At 58.0% G+C, this 26,811-nt stretch carries 25 protein-coding genes; 16 read left to right on the top strand and 9 right to left on the bottom strand.

Going from position 1 to position 26,811, the window contains the following annotated elements:
• Positions 1-91: 91 nt before the first annotated feature.
• Positions 92-1,402: a hemolysin family protein gene (locus tag ABEB25_RS07270; RefSeq protein WP_345735732.1), complete on the bottom strand. Its 1,311-nt coding sequence runs from the start codon at positions 1,400-1,402 to the stop codon at positions 92-94.
• 144 nt (positions 1,403-1,546) lie between these two features.
• On the opposite strand from ABEB25_RS07270, the gene ABEB25_RS07265 reads away from it, so the two are divergent.
• The 5 genes from ABEB25_RS07265 to ABEB25_RS07245 all read left to right on the top strand — a co-directional run bounded on the left by ABEB25_RS07265 (position 1,547) and on the right by ABEB25_RS07245 (position 5,064).
• Complete coding sequence (locus ABEB25_RS07265) at positions 1,547-2,479, top strand: ribose-phosphate diphosphokinase (RefSeq protein ID WP_345735731.1); 933 nt, start codon at positions 1,547-1,549, stop codon at positions 2,477-2,479.
• A gap of 64 nt (positions 2,480-2,543) precedes the next feature.
• Positions 2,544-3,200 (top strand): 50S ribosomal protein L25, encoded by a 657-nt coding sequence (locus ABEB25_RS07260; RefSeq protein ID WP_345735730.1) that lies wholly within the window; start codon positions 2,544-2,546, stop codon positions 3,198-3,200.
• A 33-nt stretch (positions 3,201-3,233) separates the two neighbouring features.
• Positions 3,234-3,854 (top strand): aminoacyl-tRNA hydrolase, encoded by a 621-nt coding sequence (gene pth / locus ABEB25_RS07255; RefSeq protein ID WP_345735729.1) that lies wholly within the window; start codon positions 3,234-3,236, stop codon positions 3,852-3,854.
• A gap of 22 nt (positions 3,855-3,876) precedes the next feature.
• Positions 3,877-4,161, top strand: a complete 285-nt coding sequence (locus ABEB25_RS07250; RefSeq protein WP_184211879.1) for a 30S ribosomal protein S6 — start codon at positions 3,877-3,879, stop codon at positions 4,159-4,161.
• A gap of 150 nt (positions 4,162-4,311) precedes the next feature.
• Entirely contained in the window at positions 4,312-5,064 is a 753-nt protein-coding gene (locus ABEB25_RS07245; RefSeq protein ID WP_345735728.1) for an AAA family ATPase, read from the top strand.
• Position 5,065: 1 nt separating this feature from the next.
• Here ABEB25_RS07245 and ABEB25_RS07240 read toward each other — a convergent pair whose 3' ends face one another.
• Positions 5,066-5,797 carry a 7-carboxy-7-deazaguanine synthase QueE gene (locus ABEB25_RS07240; protein WP_345735727.1) on the bottom strand — a complete coding sequence of 244 codons (732 nt, stop codon included), beginning with the start codon at positions 5,795-5,797 and terminating at the stop codon, positions 5,066-5,068.
• Between the two features lie 111 nt (positions 5,798-5,908).
• Here ABEB25_RS07240 and ABEB25_RS07235 point away from each other — a divergent pair, with 111 nt between their 5' ends.
• The 9 genes from ABEB25_RS07235 to ABEB25_RS07195 all read left to right on the top strand — a co-directional run bounded on the left by ABEB25_RS07235 (position 5,909) and on the right by ABEB25_RS07195 (position 17,384).
• Positions 5,909-6,418 (top strand): C40 family peptidase, encoded by a 510-nt coding sequence (locus ABEB25_RS07235; RefSeq protein WP_345735726.1) that lies wholly within the window; start codon positions 5,909-5,911, stop codon positions 6,416-6,418.
• A 302-nt stretch (positions 6,419-6,720) separates the two neighbouring features.
• Positions 6,721-9,591, top strand: a complete 2,871-nt coding sequence (locus ABEB25_RS07230; RefSeq protein WP_345735725.1) for a tetratricopeptide repeat protein — start codon at positions 6,721-6,723, stop codon at positions 9,589-9,591.
• 37 nt (positions 9,592-9,628) lie between these two features.
• Positions 9,629-10,519, top strand: coding sequence for a tetratricopeptide repeat protein (locus ABEB25_RS07225; protein ID WP_345735724.1), 891 nt, complete (start codon positions 9,629-9,631; stop codon positions 10,517-10,519).
• Positions 10,520-10,584: 65 nt separating this feature from the next.
• Positions 10,585-11,439, top strand: coding sequence for a MotA/TolQ/ExbB proton channel family protein (locus tag ABEB25_RS07220; protein ID WP_345735723.1), 855 nt, complete (start codon positions 10,585-10,587; stop codon positions 11,437-11,439).
• A 43-nt stretch (positions 11,440-11,482) separates the two neighbouring features.
• Positions 11,483-11,920: an ExbD/TolR family protein gene (locus tag ABEB25_RS07215; protein WP_184211865.1), complete on the top strand. Its 438-nt coding sequence runs from the start codon at positions 11,483-11,485 to the stop codon at positions 11,918-11,920.
• 4 nt (positions 11,921-11,924) lie between these two features.
• The gene (locus ABEB25_RS07210) at positions 11,925-12,392 is read left to right on the top strand and encodes an ExbD/TolR family protein (protein WP_345735722.1); all 468 of its coding nucleotides are present in this window, start codon (positions 11,925-11,927) and stop codon (positions 12,390-12,392) included.
• Between the two features lie 149 nt (positions 12,393-12,541).
• Positions 12,542-14,347 (top strand): prenyltransferase/squalene oxidase repeat-containing protein, encoded by a 1,806-nt coding sequence (locus ABEB25_RS07205; protein WP_345735721.1) that lies wholly within the window; start codon positions 12,542-12,544, stop codon positions 14,345-14,347.
• 369 nt (positions 14,348-14,716) lie between these two features.
• Positions 14,717-14,974 (top strand): 30S ribosomal protein S15, encoded by a 258-nt coding sequence (rpsO, locus tag ABEB25_RS07200; protein ID WP_345735720.1) that lies wholly within the window; start codon positions 14,717-14,719, stop codon positions 14,972-14,974.
• Between the two features lie 253 nt (positions 14,975-15,227).
• Positions 15,228-17,384, top strand: coding sequence for a polyribonucleotide nucleotidyltransferase (locus ABEB25_RS07195; RefSeq protein ID WP_345735719.1), 2,157 nt, complete (start codon positions 15,228-15,230; stop codon positions 17,382-17,384).
• A 714-nt stretch (positions 17,385-18,098) separates the two neighbouring features.
• Here ABEB25_RS07195 and ABEB25_RS07190 read toward each other — a convergent pair.
• The 4 genes from ABEB25_RS07190 to ABEB25_RS07175 all read right to left on the bottom strand — a co-directional run bounded on the left by ABEB25_RS07190 (position 18,099) and on the right by ABEB25_RS07175 (position 23,566).
• Positions 18,099-19,367, bottom strand: a complete 1,269-nt coding sequence (locus ABEB25_RS07190) for a glutamate-5-semialdehyde dehydrogenase (protein ID WP_345735718.1) — start codon at positions 19,365-19,367, stop codon at positions 18,099-18,101.
• 213 nt (positions 19,368-19,580) lie between these two features.
• Complete coding sequence (gene ftsH, locus ABEB25_RS07185; protein WP_345735717.1) at positions 19,581-21,584, bottom strand: ATP-dependent zinc metalloprotease FtsH; 2,004 nt, start codon at positions 21,582-21,584, stop codon at positions 19,581-19,583.
• 193 nt (positions 21,585-21,777) lie between these two features.
• Positions 21,778-22,209 (bottom strand): hypothetical protein, encoded by a 432-nt coding sequence (locus ABEB25_RS07180; protein ID WP_345735716.1) that lies wholly within the window; start codon positions 22,207-22,209, stop codon positions 21,778-21,780.
• Between the two features lie 73 nt (positions 22,210-22,282).
• Positions 22,283-23,566, bottom strand: coding sequence for a glucuronyl esterase domain-containing protein (locus ABEB25_RS07175; RefSeq protein WP_345735715.1), 1,284 nt, complete (start codon positions 23,564-23,566; stop codon positions 22,283-22,285).
• A 149-nt stretch (positions 23,567-23,715) separates the two neighbouring features.
• Here ABEB25_RS07175 and ABEB25_RS07170 point away from each other — a divergent pair, with 149 nt between their 5' ends.
• A complete protein-coding gene (locus ABEB25_RS07170; protein ID WP_345735714.1) occupies positions 23,716-24,114 on the top strand; it encodes a hypothetical protein in 399 nt (132 codons plus the stop codon).
• Positions 24,115-24,165: 51 nt separating this feature from the next.
• Complete coding sequence (locus tag ABEB25_RS07165; protein ID WP_345735713.1) at positions 24,166-24,348, top strand: hypothetical protein; 183 nt, start codon at positions 24,166-24,168, stop codon at positions 24,346-24,348.
• A gap of 54 nt (positions 24,349-24,402) precedes the next feature.
• Here ABEB25_RS07165 and ABEB25_RS07160 read toward each other — a convergent pair whose 3' ends face one another.
• From ABEB25_RS07160 to tsaE, 3 genes are all read right to left on the bottom strand, one after another.
• The gene (locus tag ABEB25_RS07160) at positions 24,403-25,647 is read right to left on the bottom strand and encodes a polysaccharide pyruvyl transferase family protein (RefSeq protein ID WP_345735712.1); all 1,245 of its coding nucleotides are present in this window, start codon (positions 25,645-25,647) and stop codon (positions 24,403-24,405) included.
• A 74-nt stretch (positions 25,648-25,721) separates the two neighbouring features.
• Positions 25,722-26,378 (bottom strand): tRNA (adenosine(37)-N6)-threonylcarbamoyltransferase complex dimerization subunit type 1 TsaB, encoded by a 657-nt coding sequence (gene tsaB, locus ABEB25_RS07155; protein ID WP_345735711.1) that lies wholly within the window; start codon positions 26,376-26,378, stop codon positions 25,722-25,724.
• Positions 26,375-26,809, bottom strand: coding sequence for a tRNA (adenosine(37)-N6)-threonylcarbamoyltransferase complex ATPase subunit type 1 TsaE (gene tsaE, locus ABEB25_RS07150; RefSeq protein WP_345735710.1), 435 nt, complete (start codon positions 26,807-26,809; stop codon positions 26,375-26,377). Before tsaE ends, tsaB begins: the two co-directional genes overlap by 4 nt.
• Positions 26,810-26,811 lie beyond the last annotated feature (2 nt).

The following is a 26,811-nucleotide window of genomic DNA, read 5'->3' as shown; positions in this document are numbered from 1 at the left end:
ATGGAATGTGTCAAATCTGTAACACTCGGCAAATCAGCGATCCGTGTGCCGATCCTGTTTTTAACCCATGAAAATCAGCACGCCTAAACGATCACACCCGCTGTGTGGCGGCTGGACAGATGCGCACTTTGTCAATGCGCTGGCGGTCCATGTCGGCCACCTCAATTTTGCGCCCTTGCCAGTCGAAGGATTCCCCTTCGGCAGGGACGTGCCCCAGGATGTGCATTACAAAGCCCGCCACCGTGCGGTAGTCATCGTCATCAAAAGAGGCAGGGAGAGGCAGGTCGGTGAGACTAGCCGCTTCTTCCATTTCCATCTGGCCATCGACGAGCCATGATCCGTCATCGAGCTGCCGCCCTCCGGGGGCATTGGGCGTGGGTTCATTGGGCATGGTGCCCAGGATGGCCTCCATCATGTCATTGAGGGTGATGAGGCCCTGCATGGCCCCGAATTCATCAATCACGAGAGCTTGATGGCGGTTGTTTTTGCGGAACTGCTCAATGATCCGCGCGGCGGGCATGGATTCCGGCACAAAGAGCGGGGTGACGAGGAGAGATTGCAGATCACTGGCCGTGAGTTTTTCTGCTGCCTTCCAGAGGGCTTTCACGGAGATCATGCCCAGCACGTCATCGCGGGTGCCCTGATAAACAGGGAAGTAGGAGTGGCCGCTCTCGATCATGCGCTTGCGGTTTTCTTCAGGGCTGTCGGCCAGGTTGATCCAGACGATCTGCGGCTTGGGCGTCATCAGGTCGGCTGCGGTCAGTTCATCCAGCTCCAGCACGCTTTCCAGCATGTCTTTTTCGTGGCTTTTCAGGGCTCCTGTTCGGTGGCCTTGGATGATGGAGGCGCGCACTTCTTCCTCAGACATCACTTCCTCCGCGCCTGGCTTGACGCCAAAAAGCCGCACGAGGGCATCGCTGGAAAAATCCAGCAGGCGGACGATGGGGGAAGCGAGGGCCGAAAGGCGGGTCATGGGCCCTGCCAAGGCGGCTGCCCAGCGTTCGGGCGCATGAATGGCGAGGCGCTTTGGCAGCAACTCCCCCACCACCACACTGAGGAAGGTGATGATAGAGACGACGATGACCATGCTGATCGTGGGTGCCCACTGGCCCAGCCAGGGGATGGCGGTTAAAGCGGGCTCCAGTTCCCGAGCCAATCCGGCACCACTGGCCGCACCGGCGATGATACCCACCAGGGTGATGCCCACCTGCACGGTGGAAAGAAAGATCCCCGGATCCGCCTGCAACTCCAGGGCTTGGACGGCGCTCTTTTGCCCTTCATGCGCCATCATTTCCAGTCGGGTGCGGCGTGCAGAGATGAGAGCGGTCTCAGCCATGGCAAAGACGCCATTGAGGAGGAGCAGACCCAAAAGAATGAGAAGTTCAGTCAAAATGCCAGACATGATAATAAAGATAGCTAGAGAGGCGGGAAGGGGATGCAATCGCAGAGGCAACTCTGAAGGCTTTCCCTGTGGAACCCGTCATTCGGACGCATGTACTTTTGAACGGCAGTTGATTTCCATGGCGAGCGCGTCTAGTTCCGCCCGATGACGGACAACTTGAAGATTTTAAGTGGGTCAGCGCACCCCGAACTCGCGCGCCTGATTTGTGAAAATTTGGGCACCAAGCTTTGCGAGGCCACCCTCACCACCTTTCCGGATGGTGAAACCTTTGTGCAGATCCACGAAAACATTCGTGGCAGCGATCTTTTCATTGTCCAGCCCACCTGCCCGCCGACGAACCAGAACCTGATGGAGCTACTCATCATGGTGGATGCCGTGCGCCGCGCCAGCGCCCACCGCATCACCGCTGTTCTGCCGTTTTTTGGCTATGCCCGTCAGGATCGCAAAGACCGCCCGCGTGTGCCCATCACCGCGAAGCTGGTGGCCAACCTTCTGGTGGCCAGTGGTGTGAACCGCGTGCTGACGGTGGACCTTCACGCCGGTCAGATTCAGGGTTTCTTTGATATCCCTGTCGATCATCTCTATGCAGGGCCGGTGCTGATGAAAGCCATCAAAGAGCGCCAGATTGAGGACCTCGTGGTCGTCTCGCCGGACGTCGGCGGTATCAAAATGACTCATGCCTATGCCAAAGCCCTGAAGGCCCCGATGGCCATTGTGGCAAAAAATCGTGTGAGTGCCGAAGAAGTTGAGGCGCTCAATGTGATCGGCGATGTGAATGGTAAAAATGTGCTGCTGGTGGATGACCTTACGGAAACCGCCGGGACTTTGACGGCTGCCGCAGAGCTGCTGCTGAAGCACGGTGCCAAGGCCATCTACGCAGGTGTTTCCCATGCGGTGCTAGGGGAAAAGGGCCACAGCCGCATTTCAAAATCCCCGATTTTGGAACTCTTTTCCACCAATTCCACCCCGCAGGCGCAGGGTGAAAAAGTGACGACTTTGGACATTGCCCCCCTGCTCGCGCAGGCCATCCGGCGCATTCACGACAACGAGTCCGTCACATCTCTCTTTGACATCTGAAAATGGCCGTGTATCCTCGCGGCCCTTTTCCCCTCTAACATACTGTTCAGAAGAACTCACGGACATGGCCAAAATCCTCGACATCATCGCACAACCCCGCAGCAGTGAAGGCACTGCTGCCGTCAACCGCCTGCGCAAGGCCGGTTCCATCCCAGCGGTGGTCTATGGCCGCAAGACCCCTCCTGCCAATGTGCAGGTGGATGCCAAGACCTTCACGAAGCTCATCGAGAGCAGCGCTTCTGACAACATCCTGGTGAGCCTGAAAATTGATTCTGCTGAGCAACTGGCCCTCGTCCAGGAAGTGCAGCACGACCATCTCCGCGGCGGCATCCTTCACGTGGACTTCCACGCGATCGCCATGGACGAAGAAATTCACGCTGAAGTTCCTCTGAACCTCACGGGCGAATCCCCTGGTGCCAAGGCTGGCGGCCTCATCGAAGCCATCCACCACAATCTCGAAGTGCGCTGCCTTCCGAAGGACCTTCCAGAAGGCATCGTGGTGGACATTTCTGACCTCCAGGTCGGCAAAGCCATCCACGTGGGCGACATCAAGCTTCCAGAAGGCGTCCGCGCCAAGCTGGCTGACGATGTGGTCGTCATCATGTGCGAAGAGCCAAAGGTGGAGCCTGAAGCTCCTGCCGCTGCCGCTCCTGCTGCCAAGGGCAAAGCCGCTCCTGCCGCCAAGGCTGCAGCTCCTGCTGCCAAAGCTGCTAAGAAGTAATCCTTGTCCGGAGTCTGACTCCAACCGCCTACGGTGCCCGGTGATGAAACAGTTCCCCGCGCCGCTGGCGGCCTGAAACCCAGGCTCATCATCGGACTCGGCAATCCCGGGATTGATTACCGCGACACTCGTCACAACATCGGCTTTATGGCGGTGGATGAGTTAGCGAGGCTCTCGGGAGTCTCCTTCACGGAGGAAAAACGCTGGCATGGTTGGGTAGCCAAAATTCCTGGTGCCCTCCTGCTGAAGCCTTCGACCTTCATGAACGACAGCGGGCGCTGTGTGCAACTGGTGAGCCAGTTTTACAAAGTGCCCGTTCAAGAACTCCTTGTGATCTACGATGATGTGGATCTCCCGCTGGGCCGCATGAGAATGCGCCTGGCAGGCTCCGCCGGAGGTCACAATGGGCTCAAGTCAATGATCCGCTCCCTGGGGTCAGATGCCTTTCCTCGCTTGAAGTTAGGCATTGCGACTCCTTCGGGCCGCCCTGCTGGCGAACGTCTCGTGGGGCATGTGCTGGGAAAATTTCGTGAAGACGAGCGGACAGAACTCGCCATCATGATTCAGCGTGCTACAGATGCCGTCCGCCTTGCCTGCCAGTCCGGGCTGGAGACCGCGATGAACTATTTCAACCGCAAAGAAGAACAACCTTAAACCTCAACAGAATACACCACCGATGAAGCGCAAATACGAAGCCATGATCGTCCTCGACATGAAGGGCAAGGAAGAATCCGTCGAAGAACTCGTCAGCGGCATCGGCCGTGAGATGGAGAAGTCCGGCGTGAAGCTTGAGCAGATCGACAAGCTCGGCAAACGCAAGTTCCCCTTCAACCCACGCCACGTCGAGAGCGGCTATTTCGTGAATTACCAGATCGAGGCTGACAATGCCGGTCTGGACAGCATCCGCGCCAAGCTGAAGCTGCATGACAGCGTTTATCAGCAGTATTATCAGCGCCGCTAATCGCGGGTTGAGTCGCTTTTAAATCCCCCATGAAACCCCGGCCTGGCGTGCATACGCAGGATCGGGGTTTCTTTTTTGGGTGGGCGGACCTTTGTGGGAGGACTAAAGTCTGGCTTGCGCGGCGGCGAGGAAGCAGAACGTTTGTTCTTCATGCTGAAACCTGCGCCCTCTCAATACCTGCACACGGTGACGCTGCGGCGGGGGGAGGTGCCGGGATTTGAAAATTACCCTTTTGATATTCCGGCAGTGCGTCATTTGGATGCTTTGGAACTGCACCCCAAGGTGACGTTTTTTGTGGGCGAAAATGGATCTGGAAAATCCACCCTGCTGGAGGCCATAGCTGAGAAACTGGGCTTCAGCATGGAGGGCGGCACGAAGAATACGAATCTGATGATGCACGAGTATCGGTCTGCACTGACCTCGAAGATCACGCTTTCGCGCAGCCATCTCCGGCCCATGGATGGCTTTTTCCTGCGGGCGGAGAGCTACTATAATTTCGCCACGCTGATTGATGAGTTAGGGAACTGGTCCTATGGGGGCAAAAGCCTGCATGAGCAGTCGCACGGCGAGTCCTTTTTCGCGACGCTGGTGCATCGCCTCGGTGGCCACGGGATCTATCTTTTTGATGAGCCTGAGGCGGCGCTTTCACCTCAGCGACAGATGTCTTTGCTGGTGAGGATGCATGATCTCATCGGTGAGTTTTCGCAGTTCATCATTGCCACGCATTCCCCCATTCTCATGGCCTACCCCGATGCCTGGATTTATGAGTTCAGCGAGGATGGGATCAAACGAGTGGCTTATGAGGACACGGAGCACTTTCAGATCACCAGCCGATTCATGCGAGATCCCCAGGGCATGATGCGGCGGCTGCTGGGGACCCAGGATGAACTGGACCTCGGTTAAATCAGGTTCCCCGGGTATTGCCGAAGAGCTCGATGTGCAGCCGGGGGCTGAGGCGGTAGCCGTGGGTTAGGCAAGCATTGACCAAGAGATCATAGCGGGTGCGCATGATCTCCATGCTGGTGCCTTCGGGCATCAGGAGGATTTTTTCTGGAGGCACGGGGATGCCGATGGCCGTGACAACCCGCTGAGCCTCATGCAGATCCGCTTCATTGGAGATGACAAATTTGAGCTGGAAATCCCGGGACTGCTCCAGCCAGGCCCGCAGGACTGCGGGCTGAAGGCGGGTCTGATCATGGCGGGTAGCCCATGCAGCCCCGGCTTTTTCGGTGCTGGGGACGGAATTGGCCAGCTTCGGGCTGAGGGAGGCCAGGTCAATGGTGACCGGAGAGGGGAGGACGGTGCCGGCGGTTTCGATGGTGATGTGTTTGCCTGCGTCACGCAGTTGGAGAAGGAATTCGTGGATGCCCTTGGCCACCATCGGCTCTCCTCCGGTGACCACGACATGGCGGGTGGGGTGGCGCAGCACTTCCGCCAGGATGGCATCCAGGCTCATTTCGGGGCCTTCCGGCGACCATGAGGCATAGGGCGTGTCACACCAGGTGCAGCGCAGGTTGCAGCCAGAGGTACGCACAAACACCGATGGCACGCCCGTGAGCGAGCCTTCCCCCTGAACTGAATAAAAAATCTCCGAAATGCGCATCGGCTCCAGGATAACGAGGAGTCGCCTTGGCACAAGGGGAGCGGCGGTCTGTGGGTGATGAGGACGGCCTCATGGGATTTTTAATGGTGGAGGTGTAAAGACGGGCGGGCCTTGCCACTTTGAAAAGGCCGTTTAATTTCGCCGATGCCCGTCCGTTTTTGGCCCTTATTTTTCATCGTCCTCGCCCTCTGCCTCAGCAGTTGTTCTTCGCAGAAAAAAGTCTGGGATTACGAGTATAGCCGGGGCAAAACGGCCGTGGTTGTGGGTGGCAAGGCGGTGCCGCCGGCAGGTCTGCCAGCGCCTGTGATGCGGGCGATCAGTGCGGGCAATCGCATCGCCGGGTTGCCGTACAAATACGGTGGCGGCCATCGTTCCTTTGTGGACTCGGGGTATGATTGCTCGGGAACGGTGTCTTACGTTCTGCATGGGGCCGGTTTTTTGAGCAGTCCAGGCACCTCTAGCAGCTTGCGTAGCTATGGCAAGGCGGGGGTGGGCAAGTACATCACCGTGTACTCACGCAACGGCCACACTTTCATTGTGGTGGCTGGCTTGCGCCTGGATACCGGCTACAATGGGGAGCGAAAAGGCCCGCGGTGGTCCAATAAATCACGCCCGATGAAGGGCTACGTGGCTCGGCATCCACCTGGGTATTGATATCGAGGTGTCGCTTGGTTGACGTTTGAAAACCCGCCGATGGCTGAGGGGGATCGCCAGTCTCTTGCCGGAAGTGCCATGAATGCAGATTTTTCTGACATTCTTTGGGACCGAGTTTCAGATCGTTCGTGACAAAAAAAGTGCTCCTGGTAATCTCAGCTTCCTTTTTCACGAAAAATGTCTGGTTATTGCCCTGTGATTCAACGCCCCTGGATTATCTTTGATCATTCCCACCCGGGGTGCGTGTCAGAATTGTGATTGTTCTGATCAGGTCCGCCATGATTTACTCGTCTCCGTCTGCCATGCGAAACGCTCTCTGCTTTGCTCTTGTCCTTGCCTCCGGGCCTCAGTTGATTGCCCAGGCCCCACCGCCTGCAGCCCCGGCCGCGCCTGCGGCTCCGGCTGCTCCTAGCGGTGCCCTGAACATCCAGCAGGAAACCGAGGCGCTGATGGCCGAGGCCATGCGTCTTTTCCAGGAGGCCAAGTATCCTGAGGCGCTTTCGAAAATTGATCAGGTGAAGAAAAACCTGAGCAACAAACCCTTTGCTCAGGTGCTCTTCATCGAAGGGGCCGCCTACTTCAATCTCAACGAGTACGACAAGGCCATCACGGCCCTGGAGGAGTACATCAAGTCCTTCCCGGAAGGGGAGCAGATCAGCCCCGTGAAGATGGCCCTGGGCCGTAGCTACATCAACAAGGGCGATGCAGACAAAGGCATCACCATCCTCAAAGAGGTGGTGGCCCAGTCTCCCGATCTCAAGTCCGAAGCCGGTCTTTTCGTGGCTGAGGCGCTGAAAAAGCAAGACAAGGTGGATGAGGCTCTGGCCGTCCTGAAATCAGTCCTCGAAGGTGGCATCCGCAGTTCCGAGGCCATCCAGGCCGCGATGATGGCGGCAGATCTGCATGTGGCTAAAGGTGAACTGGATCAGGCGGGTGAGCTGATGGAGAAGGTGAAGGGTTTTGCCACCGGCGGTGACAACGTCGCCCAGATGAACAACATCTACCTACGTCTGGGTGACCAGATGCTAGAAAAGAAAAGCTTCCGCGAGGCCCTGGGCGCCTACCAGTTTGTGCGCCGCAAGAGTGAAATCACCCGGCTTCAGAAGGACGTAATCGCCAAGATCGAGCAGAGCCTGAAAAGCCCCGGCAAAGGCCCCATCAAGGGCACGAAGGAAGAGCTGGAAGAAAAGCTGAAGACCAACAACGGGCTGCTGGAGGAAATCGAAAAGCGCACGGATTACGATGCCTCCCTCTACTACCGTCTGGGCCGTTGTTACTTTGAGATGGGCCGTTTCTGGGAGTCGCTGCTGGCCTTTGATGTGATCGTCAAGGAGTTCAAGGAATTCCCCCAGCGCGACCGCTGCGTCTTCGGCATGATCATTGCCAATGCCCAGCTCAAGCGAGTCACCTCAGCCCGCAAGCTTTGCGAACGCTACATCAACGAGTTCCCAGACGGCGCTGATCTCGGCACCGTGTCTGAAATGTACGGGATGCTGGCCTATGAAAACGGCAAACTCCAGGATGCCGCCGACGCTTTCAATAAGGCTGAAGGCTTTCCCAAGTCAGACAAGGAGCGCCTGCGCTTTCTGCGTGGCAACGTGCTTTTTGAAATGCAGCGTTTTGACGATGCCCGTACCACCTATGAGCTGCTGCTAAACGAGTTCCCTGAGTCTGCCTATAAGGACGACTCCCTCTACCGCATCGCCCTCATTTACTTCTATCAGAACGATTCGATCAACACGACGAAGGCGCTGAATAACTACATGAAGGAGAACCCGAAGGGGCAGTTCATCGTCGATGCACGCTACCGTCTGGCCTTCATCAAGTTCCAGAGCCGGGACATCGACAATGCGATGAAGGATCTTGAGAGCATCGTCAAGGATGCGCCGAACGATCCCAACATCGGTCAGGTGCACAGTTTGTTAGGCGATGGCTACAACCAGAAGGGCGACTATGACAAGGCCCTGGAAAACTTTGCCGCAGGCGTGGATAAGGCCAAGTCGGAAGACGTGCTCAGCTACGCCATGGACCAGGCGACCGACCTTTATGCCGGCACTGGCAAGTGGAAGGAGCTCGGCGACATGTGGCAGAAGTACCTGAACACCCACAAGGACAATGAGGAGCAGGAGCTGAAAGCCGTGCTATGGATCTCCCGCGCCCGGGTGAAGGAGAACAAGCTGGACGAAGCCAAGCAGTTGCTCGCCACTGCGATCAAACCAAAGATCGGCAATGCAGCCAATGAGCAGGTGGAAGGCCTGATTCAGCAACTCGTCAGCCTCGTGGCTCCTAAACGCCGCCGCCCTGCCGCACCTGTGGAAGGCGCACCAGCGGCACCTGCAGAACTCACTCATGAGCAGGTGGAAAAGCAGCTCGAAGAGCTCATCACCCCGCCTGAGGCTGGCATGAACGGCACGGCCCAGATGCGCATCCTGTTTGCCAAGGCCTGGCTGGCCAAGGTGATGCGCGAGCCCGTGAAGGCTGAGAAGCTTTTCGCAGTCATCATTGAGGTGGCCAAGCCGGAAGACCTCAGCCCCATGCTACTGGCCACGGTGGGTGACAATGCCCGCACCAAAGGGGACTTGGACAAGGCGGCCGGCTGCTACAACCGCCTGAATGAATTCTACAAGGACACGGAATATGCCGACGGTGCTGCCGTGGGCCTGGCCGAGATCGCCTACGCCAAAGGGGAATTCGACAAGGCCCTGGAGCTGTTCACCACGGCCATCGAAGGTTACGCCGCCAGCTCCCGTCTTCTGGATGCTACGCTAGGTAAGGCCAAGACGCTCTTCAAACTGAAGAAGTATGACGATGCCAAGAAGCTGTATGTGCAGATTCTGAACACCAAAGAATGGCGCGGTGAGGCCCATGCCACCTCCCTCTTCATGCAGGGCGAGATCGAATTCGCCAACCAGAAATGGGGTGAGGCCATCCCTTACTATCAGCGTGTGTTCATCGCCCATCAGAAGTGGAAGAGCGTGATGGCGCAGTCCTATCTCCAGTGCGCACGTGCCTTCATCAAGCTCAACCGCCCGGCCGCCCCTACGGACATGCCACCGCGCCAGTATGCCGACCGTGAGGCTGCCAAGCTGCTGCTCATCGAAATGACTAAGCGCCAAGACCTGAAGGATCTGCCAGAGATGAAGCAGGCTGAGCAGGAGCTCACCAAGCTGTAATTCCAGTCCTTTGAACTTTCTTTTTCTTTACGTCTCCATGTTTCGTCACACCTTCATTTTACTGGCTTCGGCCCTGCTGTGCGGGGCCGCCTTCGGGCAGGCCATCGTGCTGAAAGACGGCACGCGCATTGCCAGCAACGAGTTCACCATGGATGGTGACAAGATCGTCCGAACGATCAAAATCGGTGATAAGTCGGCGACGACGGTTCTGCCTTGGCAGAACATCGGTTACCTCGACTGGCCGGAGCCGGAAGAGCTGCTGGAAGCCAAAAACCTGATGGCCCAGGCCAAGTCCGAAGAAGCCCTGGCGCTGCTGAAGAAGTCCCTCGATTTCTTCCAGAAGTTCGAAAAAGTAGAGGGCAACTGGTATCAGCCCGTTTTCTTTGCCTATGTCGAGACGCTGAGCCAGGCCGGGAAGTTTGAAGACACGATCAAGCTCATCCCACTGCTGAAAACTCTGCCGCTCACCCCCGAGCAGAAGATGTCACTGCGCATCATCCAGTTGGACATTGACCGCCAGACGTCCTCTGAATACACCTCCATCCTGGCTGAGGCCGAGAGTATTTTGTCGGACACAAATGACTCCGGCGTCGGTGCTTCCATCTGGATGATCATTGCCGACATCCACGCCAAAAAGAAGGAGTGGGAAAAAGCCCTGATGGCCTACCTGCGCATCCCGGTGTTTTACGGCACTCAGATGCAGCGTGTGCCGGACGCCGAACTCAAGGCCGGTCAAATGCTTGCCAAGATGAAACGTTATGAGGATGCCCAGGCCCTCTTTACCCGCATTTCAGATTCCTATAAAGGCTCCGCCATCGCAGATACTGCGGCCAAAGAAAAAGCCGCGATCAATGGCATGAAAAACGAGCCTGAAGAGGAAGCCGAACAATCCCCAGAAGGCGAAAAAACCGACAAAGCCGCCCAGTAACCATCCTTTCTTTAACGAATCCAACCCACCCACTGCCTCCCATGCACACCCGCAATAACCCCTCTATGATCCAGACTCTTCTCCGTGGTTTCGTCCGCCTCAGCGCCTGTGCGTTGCTCCTCGCTGGCAACCTCATGGTGGTAGCCCCGATGCACGCCCAGGAGCCCGCAGCCCCTGCTGCCGGTGAAGCCGCCGCCCCGGAAGTACATCAGCACACTCTGATGGATCGCTTTCGTGAAGGTGGCTGGGTGATGTACCCGCTCACCCTTTGCTCTGTCGCGCTGGTGTGGCTGACGGTGGACCTTTGGATGCGCACGGCGCTGAAGAACATGGCCCCTCCTGGACAGGTTAGCCAGGTGCAGGACCTGTTCCGCGCTGGTGACTATGTGGGCGCTTACCAGTTTGCCAAAAACAACAACTCCTACTTTGCCGATGTGAGCCGCGTGGGCCTGAGCTTTGTCGGGGAAGGGCAGAATGCCGTCGAAGAGGCCCTTTTCTCCGAGCTGAACAAGACCAACGCCACCATTCAGACCCGCATCAACTACCTTTCCGTGTTGGGTGTTTGCACACCGATGATCGGTCTGGTCGGCACGGTGACGGGGATGATGAGCGCTTTCGCCACCCTGGGTACCAGCGGTGTTGGTGACCCTTCCAAGCTCTCTGGCGCCATCGGTGAGGTGCTCGTCGCGACGGCCTCCGGTCTGGCCGTGGCTGTGCCTGCGTTCATGGTGTTCTACATTCTGCGCAACCGCCTTCAGGGTTCCATGCATGGTCTGCAGGAAATCGTCAGCTCCCTGTTCCGCAAGATGCCCTACGAGCATCTCAAGGACGCCCATGTCGGTGAAGAAGAATTCTACGCCGCACTGCCAAACTGGGTGGCCGGTGGCAATGATGGTGCCGCTGTTGCCGTGGCTGTTTAATCTGATTTTCGTTCTGTTGGTACAACCTTAACCTGATACCCTTATGGCTGGAGGAGGAGGCGGTGGAGACGGAGAACCGGAGTTTCAAATTGCTCCGATGATTGACGTGCTTTTGGTGCTGCTCATTTTCTTTATGAGCATCACCTCGGCGCAGGTCTTGAGAATTGACAAGGACATCAAGCTGCCGGTGGCAGCCGATGCGAAGAAGAAGGAGGACAAGAACACCATGTTCGAGGCCGCCATCAACGTTCGCTGGATCGCCGCCAGGCAGGAGTCCAAAATCAAGCTCGACGACCGCGAGATGGAAAATGAGGAGATCGTGAATACGCTCACTCAACGCAAAAATAGCAATCCCACTTACCGGGTCGTCATTCGCGGAGATCGCGACGTGCCTGCGGTGGAGATTCAGAAAGTCATGGCGCTGATTGCCCAGTCGGGCATTGACGACATTTCCTTCTCAGCCCTCAACAAAGATTCCTGATCCCATGGCTCACGGTAAAAAACATCGCGCCCTGGAGGCAGACCAGGCCACCATGGGGTTTCAGATCGCACCCATGATTGACGTGGTTTTCGTCATCATGCTTTTCTTCATGGTCATGGCGGGTGCCGTGAAGGTGGAGCGCGAGCTGAAAACGCAGCTTCCTGGTCTCGGAACCCCGGCTTTGAGTGATGAAACCACTCCACCTGACGAGATCATGGTGACGGTGGAGGAGTCCGGGGCGGTCACCCTGAATGAGGAGGAGTTTGACTCCCCCACAGACAAGGCGCTGCCCAACTTCACCAACACGCTTTTCCGTCTGAAGCAGGAGGCTGACCATCGCAATGCGAAGGTGATGGTCACCATCCAGGCTGAGGAGCAGGCCCGCTATGAGCGTGTCATCGACGTGCTGAACTCCATGGCCAAAGCCCAGATCGGCAATGTGACCTTCACGGTGGGTGGCGAGGATTTCTGATCCCTCACCCGCTTTTTTAAACTCCCTCCACCCCCTGTGGCCGCAACCTTCGGCGGCTCCACATTCGTTCTCTTTTAGTTATGTCTGATACCCCTCCTCCGAATTCTGGTGGCCCCCCTCCGCCCTCGGATCCAGGTGCCACACAGCCTATGGTTTATCCTCCAGGCTACCCCCAGCCTGGAAACCTGGGGTACCCTGTTCAGGGAAATCTGGGCTATCCGGTGCAGCCGAATTTGGGCTACCCCGTGCAGCCCGGCATGATGCCGCCTGGCCATCCCGCCCCCACCTCTGGCCCTGTTCCTGTCGCTGCGGCCATCGAGGATGAGGCCGTTGCCGTCGAGGCCGCTCATGGCGAAGTTTTTCACCCGCCCGCCCTCAATCATTTCGAGCCCGTGAAACCGGCCAACGCCCTGGTGAAGGCCTGGCGCAAGGTCGGAGGCGGTTCTTTGACCCTCAGTCTGGCCATCCATGCAGGCATCCTCATCGTGGGCGGGGCCATCGTGGTCAGCACTCAGATGATTCAGAAGCAGGTGGACTTCCTGCCTGGTGGCGGCACCCAGCAGGGGGCGCAGGCCTCGGCCGAGATGAAGCATCAGGTGAAGCAGAAGAAGCAGAAGACGCTGAACAAAACGATGCCGATGAAGAAGATCGTGAGCACGAGCCAAAACTCGGCGATCACGCTTCCCGATGCACCGCCAGATCTGCTGGACGTGCCGGATGTGAGTTCGATGCTGGGCGGCGGGAGTCTGGGCAGCGGAGGATTTGGCAAAGCGGGAGCGGGAGGCGGCTTTGGGACAGGGATGGGAATGGGCGGGATGCAGGGTTTTGTGAGCCTGCCTCCCTCCATGCAGCAGCGCTGCTCCCCAGCGGAGCGGCTTGAAAAACTACGCCAAAACGGCGGTAATCCCGAGTGTGAACGCGCGGTTTCCGCCTCTCTGGAGTGGCTGAAAACGCAGCAGAACGCCGATGGTTCCTGGGGACAGGGCGGCGGCAAACGTAACAAGGCCGCCATGACGGGCCTCGCTTTGCTGTGCTTCTTGGGTCGCTGTGAAACACCCGATTCGCCTTTCTACGGGGACAATGTCATGCGTGGCATCCTGTTTCTGGTCGAGCTTTCCAAAACCAATGAGCACGGTGCTATCACCGATGACTTCAAAAGCAATGCGGGCGCATACGAGCACGGCATCGCCACCTACGCGCTGGGCGAGATGTACACTCTGGCCCGTCTGGGCAGCAAGCAGTTGCCAGGGATGAGAGAAGCCTTCGAAAAGGGCGTGCAGCTCATCATCAAGACTCAAAACAAGGCCGATGCCAAAAATGGCGAAGGGTCCTGGGACTACTACACCAAGAACATTGCCGAGGGGAAAGCCACCTCCTCGCGTGAAGACTTGTCCGTCGCGGGCTGGCAATACCAAGCGCTGAAGGCTGCCAAATACACCGGTTTGAAGATCGCCGGCCTGCAGAGCGCCATTGACCGCACCTGCGACTACATCGAGCGGAAGCAGACGAAGGACGGCGGCTACGGGGTGAGCAACCGGGATGCCCACTACAACCAGTGGAGCCTCACGGGCGTCGGGTCCTTGGGCCTGCAGACTCTGGGAAAGGGCCGCACCGCCTCCATCAAGAAGGGCATCAAATTCCTGCGTGAGTTCATCACCGCCGAGCCGCTGGACTGGAATAAAAACTGCAATCTCTACTGCTGGTACTACTACACTCAGACCTTCTTCCAGGCGGGTGGCGATGACTGGAAATTTTACAATGAGCAGTTCCTCCCACAGATCCTGGCTGCCCAGCAGCCCGATGGAAGCTTCAAAAAGGGCCGACCCAACTGGCCTGGTGGGGACGCGGCAGACCCGCTCTACCGCCAGGTGCTGTGCACTCTGCAACTGGAGGTCTACTACCGTTACCTGAAGGTGGGCGACCGCGACGAAGAAAGCTTCTTTGATCGTCAGTAAGTCCTCGTTTTCCAAAGGCTCTGCGTTACTGACGCAGAGCCTTTTTTATTTTCAGAAGAATGTCCAGATGGTCATCCGACGCGCAGGTGCCACAGGCGCTGTTTTCGTGAAGTAAACCCGGCCTACAGCTCTGTTTTTGGGGTGGCGATTCCGGGAAAGATTTGTCAGACTCTGAGCCTCTGTGCATGGAGTCTCTTTGTGTGTCTCCATCAAAGGGGGAAGGGGAGGACAAAAGTCAGATTTTGAGCGAGATCGGGATGGCATTCGCACGAATTTCCTCTTGCCAATTCCGGCTTTCGTGATTTCTTCACGGCCCTTTCAACTTTAAACACAACCCGCCTGACAAGGTGTCGGGTTTAACAACAGACCATGAGCGAAGCTACCACCAGCCCCAAAGAATTCAAACTGCACGAAAAAGACACCGGCAGCGCCGACGTGCAGGTCGCGATCTTGACGGCCCGTATCAATGAACTGACGGAGCACCTTACGGTTCATTCCAAGGACCACTCCACACGCCGCGGCCTTCTGAAGATGGTCGCTCGTCGCCGGAAACTGCTCGACTACCTGAAGCTGACCGCCAATGAGCGTTATCTGAAGCTTCTGAAGAGCCTTAGCCTGCGCCGCTAATAGCCTATTTTCCAGACGAGGGGTGATGAGAACCATCACCCCTTGTTTTTTATTTGGGGCGCTTGCTGCCTCGGCTTGAAGTATTCAGTGACCAGCATTCGGCTTTCAATGGCTGAATCTGTCTCCCCCCGTGGAATGCCTTTTGAGGCTCCAGACTGAATGCCGATGACTGACCACTGAATACCTTTTTCAGTCTCGCCGCGCCCCCACCCTTCCCCCAAACGAAACAAAGAAGACAAAGAAGAAACACACTATGGCCATCCATAAAGTAACAGCTCCCTGCGGTTCAGGGATCATCGAAATCGAAACAGGCAAGCTTGCCCACCTCGCCGACGGCGCTGTGACCGTCCGCCTGGGTGACACCATCGTCATCGTCACTGCCGTCTCCGCCACCAAGATCAAGGAAGGTCTCGACTTCTTCCCCCTGTCCGTGGAATACAAAGAAAAAGCCTCGGCTGCCGGAAAGTTCCCTGGTGGCTACTTCAAGCGCGAAGGCCGCCCAACGGAGAAGGAAATCCTGACCTGCCGCATGACGGACCGCCCATTGCGCCCGTTGTTCCCAAAAGGCTACCTCTACGAAACCCAGATCGTCGCCCTCTTGCTCAGCGCTGATGGCCAGAACGATTCGGACATCCTCGCCATCAACGGTGCTTCGGCCGCTCTTTGCGTGTCCGACATTCCTTTCGCAGGCCCCATCGGTGCCGTGCGTGTCGGCCGCGTGAACGGTCAGTTCATCGCCAACCCTACCCACAACCAGCGTGAAGACAGCGATCTGGACCTGGTTTACGTCGGCAACAAGACGGACGTGATCATGATCGAAGGTGCCGCCCTCGAAATGCCCGAGAGCGACTTCATCGCCGCCCTCCGTTTTGCCCAGGACAGCATCCAGAGCCTGGTGAAGGCCCAGGAAGAGCTCGCCGCCCTCGCTGGCAAAGTGAAGCGCGTGGTGCCTCTGATGCTCGTCAAAGACGAGCTCCTGGAAGTCGCCTACGAAATCGCTGGCGACCGCATCGAAGGCGCCATCTATCAGCCAAGCAAAGTCGCCCGTAACAAGGCTGTCGGCGCACTGAAGGATGAAGTGGAAGCCGCCATCAAGGCGAAGTTCCCTGAAGCGACCAACTTCGAAATCGGCCAGGCTTTTGATTACCTTCAGAAGAAGGCTTTCCGCATCTCCATCCTGGACAAAATGAGCCGCTGCGACGGCCGCGCCGTGGATCAGATCCGCAACCTTTCCGGCGAAGTCTCCGTGCTTCCCCGCACGCATGGTTCGGCTCTGTTTGCCCGTGGTGAAACTCAGGCTCTCTCCATCTGTACGTTGGCTCCGGCTGACGAAGCCCAGGAAATGGACACCTACGCAGGTGGCCCAGACTCCAAGCGTTTCATCCTTCACTACAACTTCCCTCCCTTCTCGGTGGGTGAGTGCGGCCGCTTCGGTGGTCAGAATCGTCGTGAAATCGGTCACGGTGCCCTCGCTGAGCGCTCCATCGACGCCGTGATCCCGCCGAAGTCCCAGTTCCCTTATGCGATCCGTATCAGCAGCGAAGTGATGGCCTCCAACGGCTCCACCTCCATGGCTTCGGTTTGCTCGGGCGTCATGGCCCTGCTCGACGCTGGTGTGCCTCTCATCCGCCCTGTGGCGGGCATCTCCGTCGGTCTCGTCACCGAGTTCGAAGGCGACAACATGAAGCGCTACTTGACCATGATGGACATCCTGGGCTCCGAAGATCACTTCGGCGACATGGACTTCAAGCTTTGCGGCACGGACGTCGGTGTGACCGGTTACCAGCTTGACCTCAAGCTTCCTGGCATCCCTCTGAGCATCCTTGAAGAAGCCATCGCCAAGGCCAAGAATGGCCGTGGTGAAGTCCTTCGCGCCATGGCAGACGCCATCAGCGAAGTGCAGCCTCTGAGCCCGCATGCTCCTCGCATCGAGATCCTGAAGATCAACCCGGACAAGATCGGTGAACTCATCGGTCCTGGCGGCAAGAACATCAAGGGTATCCAGGCCGAGTCCGGCGCTGAAATCAGCATCGAAGACGACGGCACCATCTACGTTTACGCCACCCGCAAGGAAGGCCTTGAGCGTGCGATCGAGATGATCAGCGGCGTCTCCCAGGAGATCGAGCCCGGCAAGATCTACACCGGCAAGATCGTCAGCACGACGAACTTCGGTGCCTTCATGAACCTCGGTGGCAAGAAGGACGGCCTGATCCACGTGAGCGAACTGGCTGACTTCCGCGTGAACCGCGTGGAAGACGTCGTCAAGGTCGGTGACATCGTCACCGCCAAGTGCCTCGGCATTGACGAAAAAGGCCGTGTGAAGATGAGCCGCAAGGCCGCCATGAAGGAGAAGGACGACGCTGCCAAGGCTGAATCCGGCGCTCCTGCTGAAGCGGAAGACTTGGGCTAATCCAGCCCGTTGGTTTTAAAACCAGCGAAAACTTATCAGCGGCAGCCAGGAAACTGGCTGCCGCTTTTTATTGGGATGGTGGTGCAGCGAAGTCCGACGGAGCGCGGGTTTCCAAACCCGCAGCGGGCCGTAGTGCGCTGGCATTCGAGGGTTTGACGACGTCACCGGAATCCATGCCCAGCTCCACTGATCTGGCGTGCTGGCGGTGTTGATGGTTAGCTCATGATCACGCCGTGCTGCGATCCGCTGCGGACTCGGAGGTCCGCGCTCCAGTGCCTCCTCCAGCCTGCATGGTCGAGTATCCGATGGAGCGCGGGTTTCCAAACCCCCAGTGGGTCGTAGTGCGCTGAGATGTGAGTGGTCTGGTGACATCACTGGAATCCATGCGCAGCTCCACTGATCTGGCGTGCTAGCGGTGTTGATGGTGTCAGCTCATGATCACGCTGGCTGCGACCTGCTGCGGACTCGGAGGTCCGCGCTCCAGGCTCCTTCAGCCAGCGTGGCCCGCGCATCCGACGGAGCGCGGGTTTCCAAACCCGCAGCGGACCGTAGTGCGCTGAGATGTGAGTGGTCTGGTGACATCACTGGAATTCATGCCGTGCTCCACTGATCTGAGGCGCTGGCGGTGTTGATGGTCAGCTCATGATCACGCCGTGACGCGACCTGCTGCGGACTCGGAGGTCCGCGCTCCAGCCTCCTTCAGCCAGCATGCCTTTACTTCCGCACCTGTCCGCTGCCATCCACGAGGTACTTGTAGCTGCAGAGTTCAGCTAGGCCCATGGGACCACGGGCGTGGAGCTTGTCCGTGCTGATGCCGATCTCGGCTCCAAAGCCAAATTCGCCACCGTCATTGAAGCGGGTGCTGGCATTGTGAAGGACGACGGCGCTGTCCACTTCATGCTGGAATCGCTCGGCGGCGGCTCGGTCACGGGTGATGATGCTGTCCGTATGGTGGCTGCCGTACTGGTTGATATGGGTGATGGCTTCATCCAGGCCGGAGACCGTTTTGGCTGAAAGTATCAGGTCCAACCACTCGGTGCTCCAGTCCTGCTCGGTGGCGGGGATGCTGGAGATGCCTAACAAGGTTTGGGCTTCCGAATCTGCGTGGACTTGCACCTGGGCGGCAGCCAGTTGCTGGCCGACGATAGGGTAGAAAGCTGCGGCGATGTCCCGATGGACCAGGATGGTTTCCAGGGCATTGCAGACGCCGGGTTTTTGCGTCTTGGAATTCAGGATGATGCGTGCGGCCATGTCCTGATCCGCATCGGCATGAACGTACACATGGCAGACGCCGTCGTAGTGTTTGATGACTGGCATGCGGGCGGTGGCGACGACTTTTTCAATCAAGCCTTTGCCACCCCGGGGGATGATGAGGTCCAGGTGCTGGTCCATGCGGGCCATGTGCTCCACGCTGGCGCGGTCGGTGAAGGGAATGAGCTGCACGCTGTCCGCTGGCAGTCCGGCACGTTCTCCGCCTGCCTGGAGGGCAGCGGCGAGGGCTACGTTGGAATGGATGGCCTCGCTGCCACCGCGCAGGAGGGTGGCATTGCCCGTTTTGAAGCAAAGGCTGGCGGCGTCGGTGGTGACATTGGGGCGGGATTCAAAAATGATGCCGATGACACCAATAGGGACACGCTTTTTGGTGATGTGCAGGCCATTGGGGCGTGTCCAGTCGGTGAGCACTTCGCCCACAGGATCAGGCAGGGCGGCCACATCGCGCACAGCCTGAGCGATGGCGGTGAGACTTTTGGAATCCAGCTTGAGACGGTCCAGCATGGCCCGGGACAGCCCGTTCTCTTCGGCGCGGGCGAGGTCTTTAGCATTCTCTGCCAGGATGGTGGCCTCCCTTGCCTGGATCTCATCCGCCATGGCCAGCAGGATGGCGTTTTTTTGTTCTGTGCTCAGCTTCACCAGTTCGCGGGAGGCGGCGCGGGCGCGGCGGCCCATGTCGTGGATGGCGGATTGGATTTCGGAGTCAGTCATGGGGCAGAGGGCGGGGAAAAAGGGAAAGCTGGGCGGCCAAACAGGGCATTAACCCTGACATTAAATTCGATGGGTCGCCACGGAAGAATGAGGTCTTTGAAAGGGGGGGACGTGCGACAATCGGGTATACCGACATTGACAGGAAGAAACAAAAAGCGGTGACGCGTTCTCACACGTCACCGCTTGGTCAGAAGGAGAGTTTCCTCAAATTAATCAGGCTGGAACGCCGGCGAGACCGCCAGGAAGCCCGCCGAGGTCCTCTTCATCCTGGGACACGGGACGTGCATCCGTGACTTTGGGGAGAGGCGGCGGCGTTGGCGGCTTGGGCTTGTCCTTCGGTGGGTTGATCATGTAGCCGTGCTGCATGATCTCTTTGATCTGGGCTCCATCGAGAGTTTCATATTCCAGCAAGGCAGCGGAAATCGCATCCAGCTTGTCCTTGTGATGAAGGAGGATTTCTTTGGCTTTGGAGTAGGCGCTATCAATGAAGTGCTTCACTTCTTCATCGATCTTCTGGGCAGTGGCACCGCTGTAGTTGCGGTTACGAGCGAGGTCACGCGCCAGGAAGATGGCTTGTTCGCCTTCGCCGTATTCCACCATGCCCATTTTGTCGCTCATACCCCAGGCGCAGACCATGTTGCGGGCGATGGCGGTGGCCTGGCGGATGTCGCCCATGGCCCCGTTGGTGACGTCGCCAAATTGGATCTCTTCGGCCACACGACCGCCCATGGCGACGACGAGGTCGTCCAGGAGTTCGCTCTTGCGATGGGTGAACTTGTCTTCTTCAGGAAGCCACATGGTGGAACCCAGGGAAGGACCGCGAGGGATGATGGTCACTTTGTGGAGAGGATCGGTGTGCTCCAGCACTTCGATGAGGATGGCGTGGCCAGCTTCATGGTAAGCGGTGTTTTCCTTTTCCTTCTCGCTGAGCGCCAGGCTGCGGCGCTCACGGCCCCAGCGGACTTTGTCGCGGGCCTCTTCGAGTTCGGGGGTGCCGATGGACTTGAGGTTTTTGCGGGCAGCCAGGAGGGCGGCTTCGTTGATGACGTTGGCCAGTTCTGCACCTGAGAAACCAGGAGTCCCGCGGGCGACCTTGGAGAGGTCGGCGTTTTCGCTGAGCTTCACACGCTTGGCGTGGACATTGAGGATTTCCTCACGGCCTTTCACGTCAGGCAGGCTGACGGTGACCTGACGGTCAAAACGGCCTGGACGCAGAAGTGCAGGGTCGAGAACGTCAGGGCGGTTGGTCGCCGCGATGATGATGATGCCTTCCTGGGTGTCAAAGCCGTCCATCTCCACAAGGAGGGCGTTGAGGGTCTGCTCACGCTCGTCGTGACCACCGCCCATGCCATGACCGCGATGGCGGCCGACGGCATCGATTTCATCAATGAAGATGAGGCAAGGCGCATTCTTTTTGCCCTGCTCAAACATGTCACGCACACGGCTGGCACCAACCCCGACGAACATTTCGACGAAGTCCGAGCCGCTGATGCTGAAGAATGGCACATCGGCCTCGCCAGCGATGGCTTTGGCCAAGAGAGTTTTGCCCGTGCCAGGGGAACCGACCATGAGCACGCCTTTGGGGATCTTGCCGCCCAGACGCTGGAAACGCTTTGGATCCTTGAGGAACTCGACGAGCTCCTGCACTTCTTCCTTGGCTTCTTCCACGCCAGCAACGTCCTTGAAGGTCACCTTGTTGCGGTCCTGGGACAGCATCTTGGCCTTGCTCTTGCCAAAGCTGAGGGCGCCACGGCCCGCGCTTTTGATCTGCTGGCGGACCAGGAAATAAAGCAGGAACAGAAGGAGCAGGATCGGGAGCATGGAAATCAGCACCGTACCCCAGGGACTGTTGTCATACTTGGGGATGAGAATGAGCCCTTTGGAGTTCATCAGAGCCTGCAGCTCTTCCTTTTGATACTGAATGCTGACAGGCACTTTGAACTTCACGGAGCCGGTGGCTGCGGTTTTGGTTTCCGGTGCAACCGGTGCCACCAGGGGCTTCGTCGTGCTGTCGGCAGGGACGGCAGCGGCGGTGCGGAAGCCGTAACCTTCGATGAATTCGGCCGTCGTCGTATCCTGCTGGATCAGGAAAAGATCCTTGGTTTTGTCGATCTGGTCTTTTTCGACCATTTCTTTAAAAGCCTTGTAGGAGATATCTTCGGAACGGGAGCTCTGATTGCTGGCGACATAGGCCGAGGCCATCAACAGGACGGCCATGGCAAGCAGAAGGAAGCCTCTCCAGTTAAACTGGGGCTCTTGATTGCGCCTGTTGGGGCCTTCGTTTTTGGGTGTGGGGTCGTCTGACATGAATGGATGTGGGAACGAAAAGAATTACGAATGGCGAGCATACACGTCACTCCATCTTTTGCAAAAACCGATTCGTCGGCGTTTTTAGCAGTATTTCCAGGGCCTATTTCTTGAGGCGGTAGGGGGTACCGCAATACATGCAGCGGAAAGAGCCCGTGCTGAGGATGGAAGCAACGGCGGAAGTTCGGTAGGAAAGCGGCGCGATTTTGAAGGCCTCGGCATGCTTGTGACAGCGTTTTTCATGCAGCACGGGACCGTGACAGAGGGTGCAATTCAGATGCCGACCCAGGATGAAGCTGGAAACCCGGCCCAGAGTGAAAATCACCAGTCCTCCCAGGGCCAGCCAGCCTGCCAGGCTGGCTCCAGTGCGCCATAGGCTGAAGGCATAGGCCGCAAAAATACCCAGTCCTAACCAGGAAAGCATCAGGAGAAGTGACACGCTGACGACGCGACCCGGGCGCGGATGATGGCGGGCCCGGCGCGTCTTAGCGCGCACCAACGGCTGGGGTTCGGCTGCCTGAAAACTGGCCTTCATTACGAAAATTATAAACCAACCCGAAGGATCAGCAAATTAATCGTATCTAGAAAGCTCATTTTTCTGGGGTGTCTTACTTGCTGAAGTGCCGTTTGGCAAAACGCAGATACTGCTCCCAATCATAGCTGGTGACGTCATGCTTCCCGGTGCGGACGTGGTAGGCGATGGCATCGCCGATGGGAGTATCAATAGCGGGTTGCTCCTTCACACCGTAGCCTTTTTGGCCAAAAAGGGCATACACAGGCTCTGCATGCAGGCCGGAGAGGAACTCGCCTTTGGGGTCTGCCCAGGTATCCTCCACCGCGCTGGCGATGTAGATGGGGCGCGGGGCAGCCAGGGCGATGAGCATGTGTTTGTCAATGGGGCAGGCGGCTTCGTTATTGGCGTAGCTGGTGTACGTTTTGGTGAACCAGTGGGGGAAGGCTTTGGTGATGATGGCGGTGGTTTCGCCAATGTTCCGGCGCATGAGGGCCGCGCCGCCTTCGCCCGAGTTGTTGGAGATGACGACGCCGAAGCGCTGATCCTGAGCCCCGGTCCAGAGGGAGGTTTTACCCAGGCGAGAATGACCGATAACGGCGAGCTTTTTGGCATTAACGCTATCGTCGGTCTCCAGGTAGTCGGCAATGCGGCTGAGGCCCCAGGACCAAGCGCCGATGGCACCCCAGTCGCCATTTTTCCATTCGGTGTTCGCTCCGTCTTTGCTCAGGACGGCGCGCAGGCCTTCTTTCCAGCCGTCGGCGTGGTCGGGCTCGATGTCCCCATAGTAGTAGGTGGCGACAGCGAAGCCTTGGCCGATGATCATTTCCAGGGGCCAGCGGCTGCTTTCATTGCCACGACTGGCTTCGGTGGCGCGGTTGTCCACGATGTGCTTGTCCTTGCTGGGACGCATCCAGCGGGTGGAAAGAGGGACATCGGTCTCGGTGCTGACGGCATGGTTGCCGCCGAAGCTGGGACCGACGAAGCAGGGGGCGGGCAGGGAAAGGCCATTGGGGATGTACAGCATCACTTCCATGCCGGCCCAGGTGGGGTGCTCTGGCAGGGCGATGTGGATGAGCTTGCGTGTGGCTTTGCCGCCGAGGGCATCTTTTTTGACCTCGCGAGTCTCAAAGCTGACCTTGCCCCAGTTCGCTGGAGTGCGGCCAAAGACGTGCTCTTGGAACAGGGCCAGGACTTCGGGGCGTCGGGCGTCAGTCCAGGCCTCGGCAGAGGAGACCTTGCCGCCATCCTGAGTGGTCAGCAGGGCAGGCAGGGTGTAGGGAGGGATCTTGGACTCGTCGTAGTTGGCCGTCTTTTGCTGGGCATTGGCCCAGTCTTCACCGATGAGGATCATGAGAGAGAGAAGGATGCTTTTTCGCATGGGAAATTCATTGTCACAGGGACGGGGTTGAATGGGCAAGGAAGCAATCGTTGCGAGCAGTCGCTTTCCTTCAATGGATGGATTGACTGGCGGCTGGCGATGCCGAGGATTGTCTCGACACTGGGAAGCAGATTGGATACAACGCGTTCATGGAAGAGGACGACATCGAACAGCCTCCCGTTTCGGAACCGACCTTGGATGAGGCAAGCGAAACGCAGATCAACCGCATGGCTGGCTGTGCGCGGCTGGGAAAGTGGATGCTCTATGCTCTTCTGGCTGGGATTGCCGTGTCCCTTATGTACCGGGGGTGCTCACGGATGATGTCGAGAACGGAAAGCGGACGGTGGGATGGCGTCAAATCCACGATGAAAGATCTGACGATCGCAACGGGGCACTTCAGGGTGGAGTACAATCGGTTTCCCCTGCCTGCTCCGATTGATGAAACCAAGGACATGTTCCTCCGCTCCAAAGGGGCAATGTTTGCAGCCCTGTTGGGTCAGGACGACAAACTGAATCCACGCAAGATCAAGTTCGTGGATTTGCCTTAGGCCAAAGATCAGAAAAATGGCCTTTCTCAGGAAACCGGAGAGTGGGTGCTCGTGGATCGCTGGGGCGAAATGTATTACCTGGGTATGGATACCAATGCAGACAACCGCATTGATAACCCAGAGCCTGAAGGGCCCAAAGCACCAGCGTTCCTGAACACCTCGATGATGGTCTATTCCTCCGGGCCAGATCGTGACCCGAAGACATGGGAAGACAATGTGTGTTCTTGGCGGTGAGGTTTTATCTGTGACGGTGTTTAAAACCGGGCAGGCAGGAGTGCCCGCCTCACTTTACATTTTGCCGACGATCTCCATGGTTAGGCGCTGGCGTTCATGGACCACGGCCTGGCCTTTGAGGGCTTTGGCTTTGGCGGCGGCGGGATCTTTGGCCATGGCGACGACAGCGGGGACGATGCCGGGGATTTCGGATTCTTCGTCCATATTGAAGAGCCACTCGCCGAGGCCGATATCGCGCCACATGAGGCCCTTGCTGGTCTGCTCCGTCCAGCGGCAGACGATGGCGGGGATGCCATTGCCGATACACATGATGGGGCTGTGCATCTCGGCCCCGAAGAGGCCGGCGCTACGCACGTAGGTGCTCAGGGCCTCACCCGTGAGCCAGTAGGTGGGCCGCCAGACGACCTTGGCTTTCACGTCTTCGGGCAGCTTGTCGTAGAAGTTCTCTTTGTTGACTTCCATCTGGCTGGAGTCTTCAGGACAGAGGAGGACCTTCATGTCGGTCTGTTTTACCACTTCGATGATGGCCTGGCGCAGGGGGCCCAGGTCGTGCTCCTTCATGGCATCGTTGCGCTTCTGTTTCGTTTCGTCGAATTTCACGCCGGGCTTCATTTTCCAGTAAGGCGTGAAGCGCAGGCGGCCGATGCAGCAGAGAAATTTGCCTTCTTCCAAACCGTGCTCTTTCAGGAAGGCGACTGCCTTTTCATCATCGCGCAGATCGGTGGCAAAGGCACCATCCGGGCCGAACTCCAAGATGGGGCAGGTGCAGCCGAGCTTCTTGACAAGGCCCAGGGAAACGGTGTCGCGGAAGAAGGCGAACTTAGCTCCACTGAGGACAGAGATGGTCTTTGCGATGTAGCTTTCAGAGGCAGGTTTGGTGGAGGTGGACGCCTGGGCAGCGACGGTGATGCCATAGACGCCGTAAGGTTTGCCGGTGGCTTCTTTCCATTTCACTACATCGTTCTGGGCTACCAGCGAGGGGCCGGAACCATGCAGGAGGAAGTCGCATTCTTCGAAGGCCTGCTTGAGGTCTTCTTTTTTGAGAATAACCAATTTTGGGAAACGCTTCATCAGCATTTCGTCCACGCCATTGTCCACCTTGCTGGGCCACAGGCGCACTTCGACATGCGGGAGATGCTTTTCCAGAAGGGCAAGGACACCCGGTGTGTGGGCGATATCGCCAATGTTCACCGTCTGCCAGGAGGAGCGCAGGATGATGCGCGGGGCGCGGCCTTGCTGGGCGGCGATAGGTGCGAGAGTGGCGGCAAGGGCGGTGGTGAGGAAATGGCGGCGGTTCATGTGAAGCCAAGAGTCTCTTGTGGCCCCTCTTTGGACAAGATATTTTCCGTCCGGTCTTCTGCGCCGCAAGGGAATCAGATCGGCAGAGCAGCACCGGGTACTTTTTTGCCTGCCTTTTTGGCCGTGGTGATGAAGGCTTCCTGCAAATAGACGGGCTCGAGCGGTTGGGCGGCCAGCGTTTGGATGGTGTCATCCGTCAGCGTGGCGGCGATTTGGGCCAACTTGCCAGCGTCGGGCGGGCACAGTTGGACCTGGGGCAACGCAAGAGGGGCTTTGGCGTCAAAGCTGAACCAGTCACCTCCCGCTTCCACAGCCGCTTGAGCTGTAGCTGCATCCACGATCTCAATGGGGCCTAACGTGGATTGCTTCACGGAGGTGAGATAAAACATGCCGCGTCGGGCATCGCCAATCACCTGATAATCGGCCTGAGGTCCGCTGGTGATGGAGGGCCAGCCAAAGACGGGCCAACCGCGTGAAAGGGCGATGCCCTGGGCTGCGGCGATGGCGATGCGCACGCCTGTATAAGAGCCGGGCCCAGTGCCGATAACCACGATGGCGGACTCCGTGCCGATGGCCTCCAAGGCCTGCCCGAGGGGGGCAAAGACTTGGGCATTGTGAGATCTCTCTGCCGTGAAGGCAGCCTCAAAAAGAACCTCGCCGTCACGCAGCACAGCTATGACTCCCCGGGTGGAGGAAAGGTCGAGAGCGAGGATGGTGCGAGGGGAGATCATGCGGTGGCGGAGTCGCTTTCCTTCACCCGTCTTTCGCCCGTGGGCAAGGAGGTGAAATGAAACCAGCGGGTGTGGTCCGGCAGGAGTTCCGGGAAAAGGTCTGCCCACTCTACGATGACCACGCCGGGTTCATCCAAAAAGTCATCCCAGCCGACGGTAAGCACCTGCTGGGCGGTATCCATGCGGTAGAAGTCGAAATGGAAAATGGGCACGCGGCCATCTAAGTATTCATGCACTAGGGTGAAGGTGGGGCTGGTGACATCTGCCCGGGAACTGAGGCCGCTGACGATGCCCTTGGTGGCCTGGGTTTTGCCAGCGCCGAGATGACCGCACAGGGCGATGACGCTGCCGGGTTGCAGGGTGCGAGCAAGCTCGGCCCCCCATTCAAGGGTAGCCTCGGGAGTGGGCAGAGTCACGTCAGGATCCATCATGC

This window comes from Prosthecobacter algae, assembly GCF_039542385.1.
Taxonomy (GTDB): domain Bacteria; phylum Verrucomicrobiota; class Verrucomicrobiia; order Verrucomicrobiales; family Verrucomicrobiaceae; genus Prosthecobacter; species Prosthecobacter algae.
Note: the sequence above shows the minus strand (reverse complement) of the source record. Positions and strands in the feature narration are given on the sequence as shown.

Excerpts from the sequence above, each read along its gene's own strand:
- ABEB25_RS07270 (WP_345735732.1), bottom strand. The coding sequence starts at position 1,402 with ATGTCTGGCATTTTGACTGAACTTCTCATTCTTTTGGGTCTGCTCCTC.
- ABEB25_RS07265 (WP_345735731.1), top strand. The coding sequence starts at position 1,547 with ATGACGGACAACTTGAAGATTTTAAGTGGGTCAGCGCACCCCGAACTC.
- ABEB25_RS07260 (WP_345735730.1), top strand. The coding sequence starts at position 2,544 with ATGGCCAAAATCCTCGACATCATCGCACAACCCCGCAGCAGTGAAGGC.
- ABEB25_RS07250 (WP_184211879.1), top strand. The coding sequence starts at position 3,877 with ATGAAGCGCAAATACGAAGCCATGATCGTCCTCGACATGAAGGGCAAG.
- ABEB25_RS07245 (WP_345735728.1), top strand. The coding sequence starts at position 4,312 with ATGCTGAAACCTGCGCCCTCTCAATACCTGCACACGGTGACGCTGCGG.
- ABEB25_RS07235 (WP_345735726.1), top strand. The coding sequence starts at position 5,909 with ATGCCCGTCCGTTTTTGGCCCTTATTTTTCATCGTCCTCGCCCTCTGC.
- ABEB25_RS07230 (WP_345735725.1), top strand. The coding sequence starts at position 6,721 with ATGCGAAACGCTCTCTGCTTTGCTCTTGTCCTTGCCTCCGGGCCTCAG.
- ABEB25_RS07225 (WP_345735724.1), top strand. The coding sequence starts at position 9,629 with ATGTTTCGTCACACCTTCATTTTACTGGCTTCGGCCCTGCTGTGCGGG.
- ABEB25_RS07220 (WP_345735723.1), top strand. The coding sequence starts at position 10,585 with ATGATCCAGACTCTTCTCCGTGGTTTCGTCCGCCTCAGCGCCTGTGCG.
- ABEB25_RS07215 (WP_184211865.1), top strand. The coding sequence starts at position 11,483 with ATGGCTGGAGGAGGAGGCGGTGGAGACGGAGAACCGGAGTTTCAAATT.
- ABEB25_RS07210 (WP_345735722.1), top strand. The coding sequence starts at position 11,925 with ATGGCTCACGGTAAAAAACATCGCGCCCTGGAGGCAGACCAGGCCACC.
- ABEB25_RS07205 (WP_345735721.1), top strand. The coding sequence starts at position 12,542 with ATGGTTTATCCTCCAGGCTACCCCCAGCCTGGAAACCTGGGGTACCCT.
- rpsO (WP_345735720.1), top strand. The coding sequence starts at position 14,717 with ATGAGCGAAGCTACCACCAGCCCCAAAGAATTCAAACTGCACGAAAAA.
- ABEB25_RS07195 (WP_345735719.1), top strand. The coding sequence starts at position 15,228 with ATGGCCATCCATAAAGTAACAGCTCCCTGCGGTTCAGGGATCATCGAA.
- ABEB25_RS07190 (WP_345735718.1), bottom strand. The coding sequence starts at position 19,367 with ATGACTGACTCCGAAATCCAATCCGCCATCCACGACATGGGCCGCCGC.
- ftsH (WP_345735717.1), bottom strand. The coding sequence starts at position 21,584 with ATGGCCGTCCTGTTGATGGCCTCGGCCTATGTCGCCAGCAATCAGAGC.
- ABEB25_RS07180 (WP_345735716.1), bottom strand. The coding sequence starts at position 22,209 with ATGAAGGCCAGTTTTCAGGCAGCCGAACCCCAGCCGTTGGTGCGCGCT.
- ABEB25_RS07175 (WP_345735715.1), bottom strand. The coding sequence starts at position 23,566 with ATGCGAAAAAGCATCCTTCTCTCTCTCATGATCCTCATCGGTGAAGAC.
- ABEB25_RS07170 (WP_345735714.1), top strand. The coding sequence starts at position 23,716 with ATGGAAGAGGACGACATCGAACAGCCTCCCGTTTCGGAACCGACCTTG.
- ABEB25_RS07160 (WP_345735712.1), bottom strand. The coding sequence starts at position 25,647 with ATGAACCGCCGCCATTTCCTCACCACCGCCCTTGCCGCCACTCTCGCA.
- tsaB (WP_345735711.1), bottom strand. The coding sequence starts at position 26,378 with ATGATCTCCCCTCGCACCATCCTCGCTCTCGACCTTTCCTCCACCCGG.
- tsaE (WP_345735710.1), bottom strand. The coding sequence starts at position 26,809 with ATGATGGATCCTGACGTGACTCTGCCCACTCCCGAGGCTACCCTTGAA.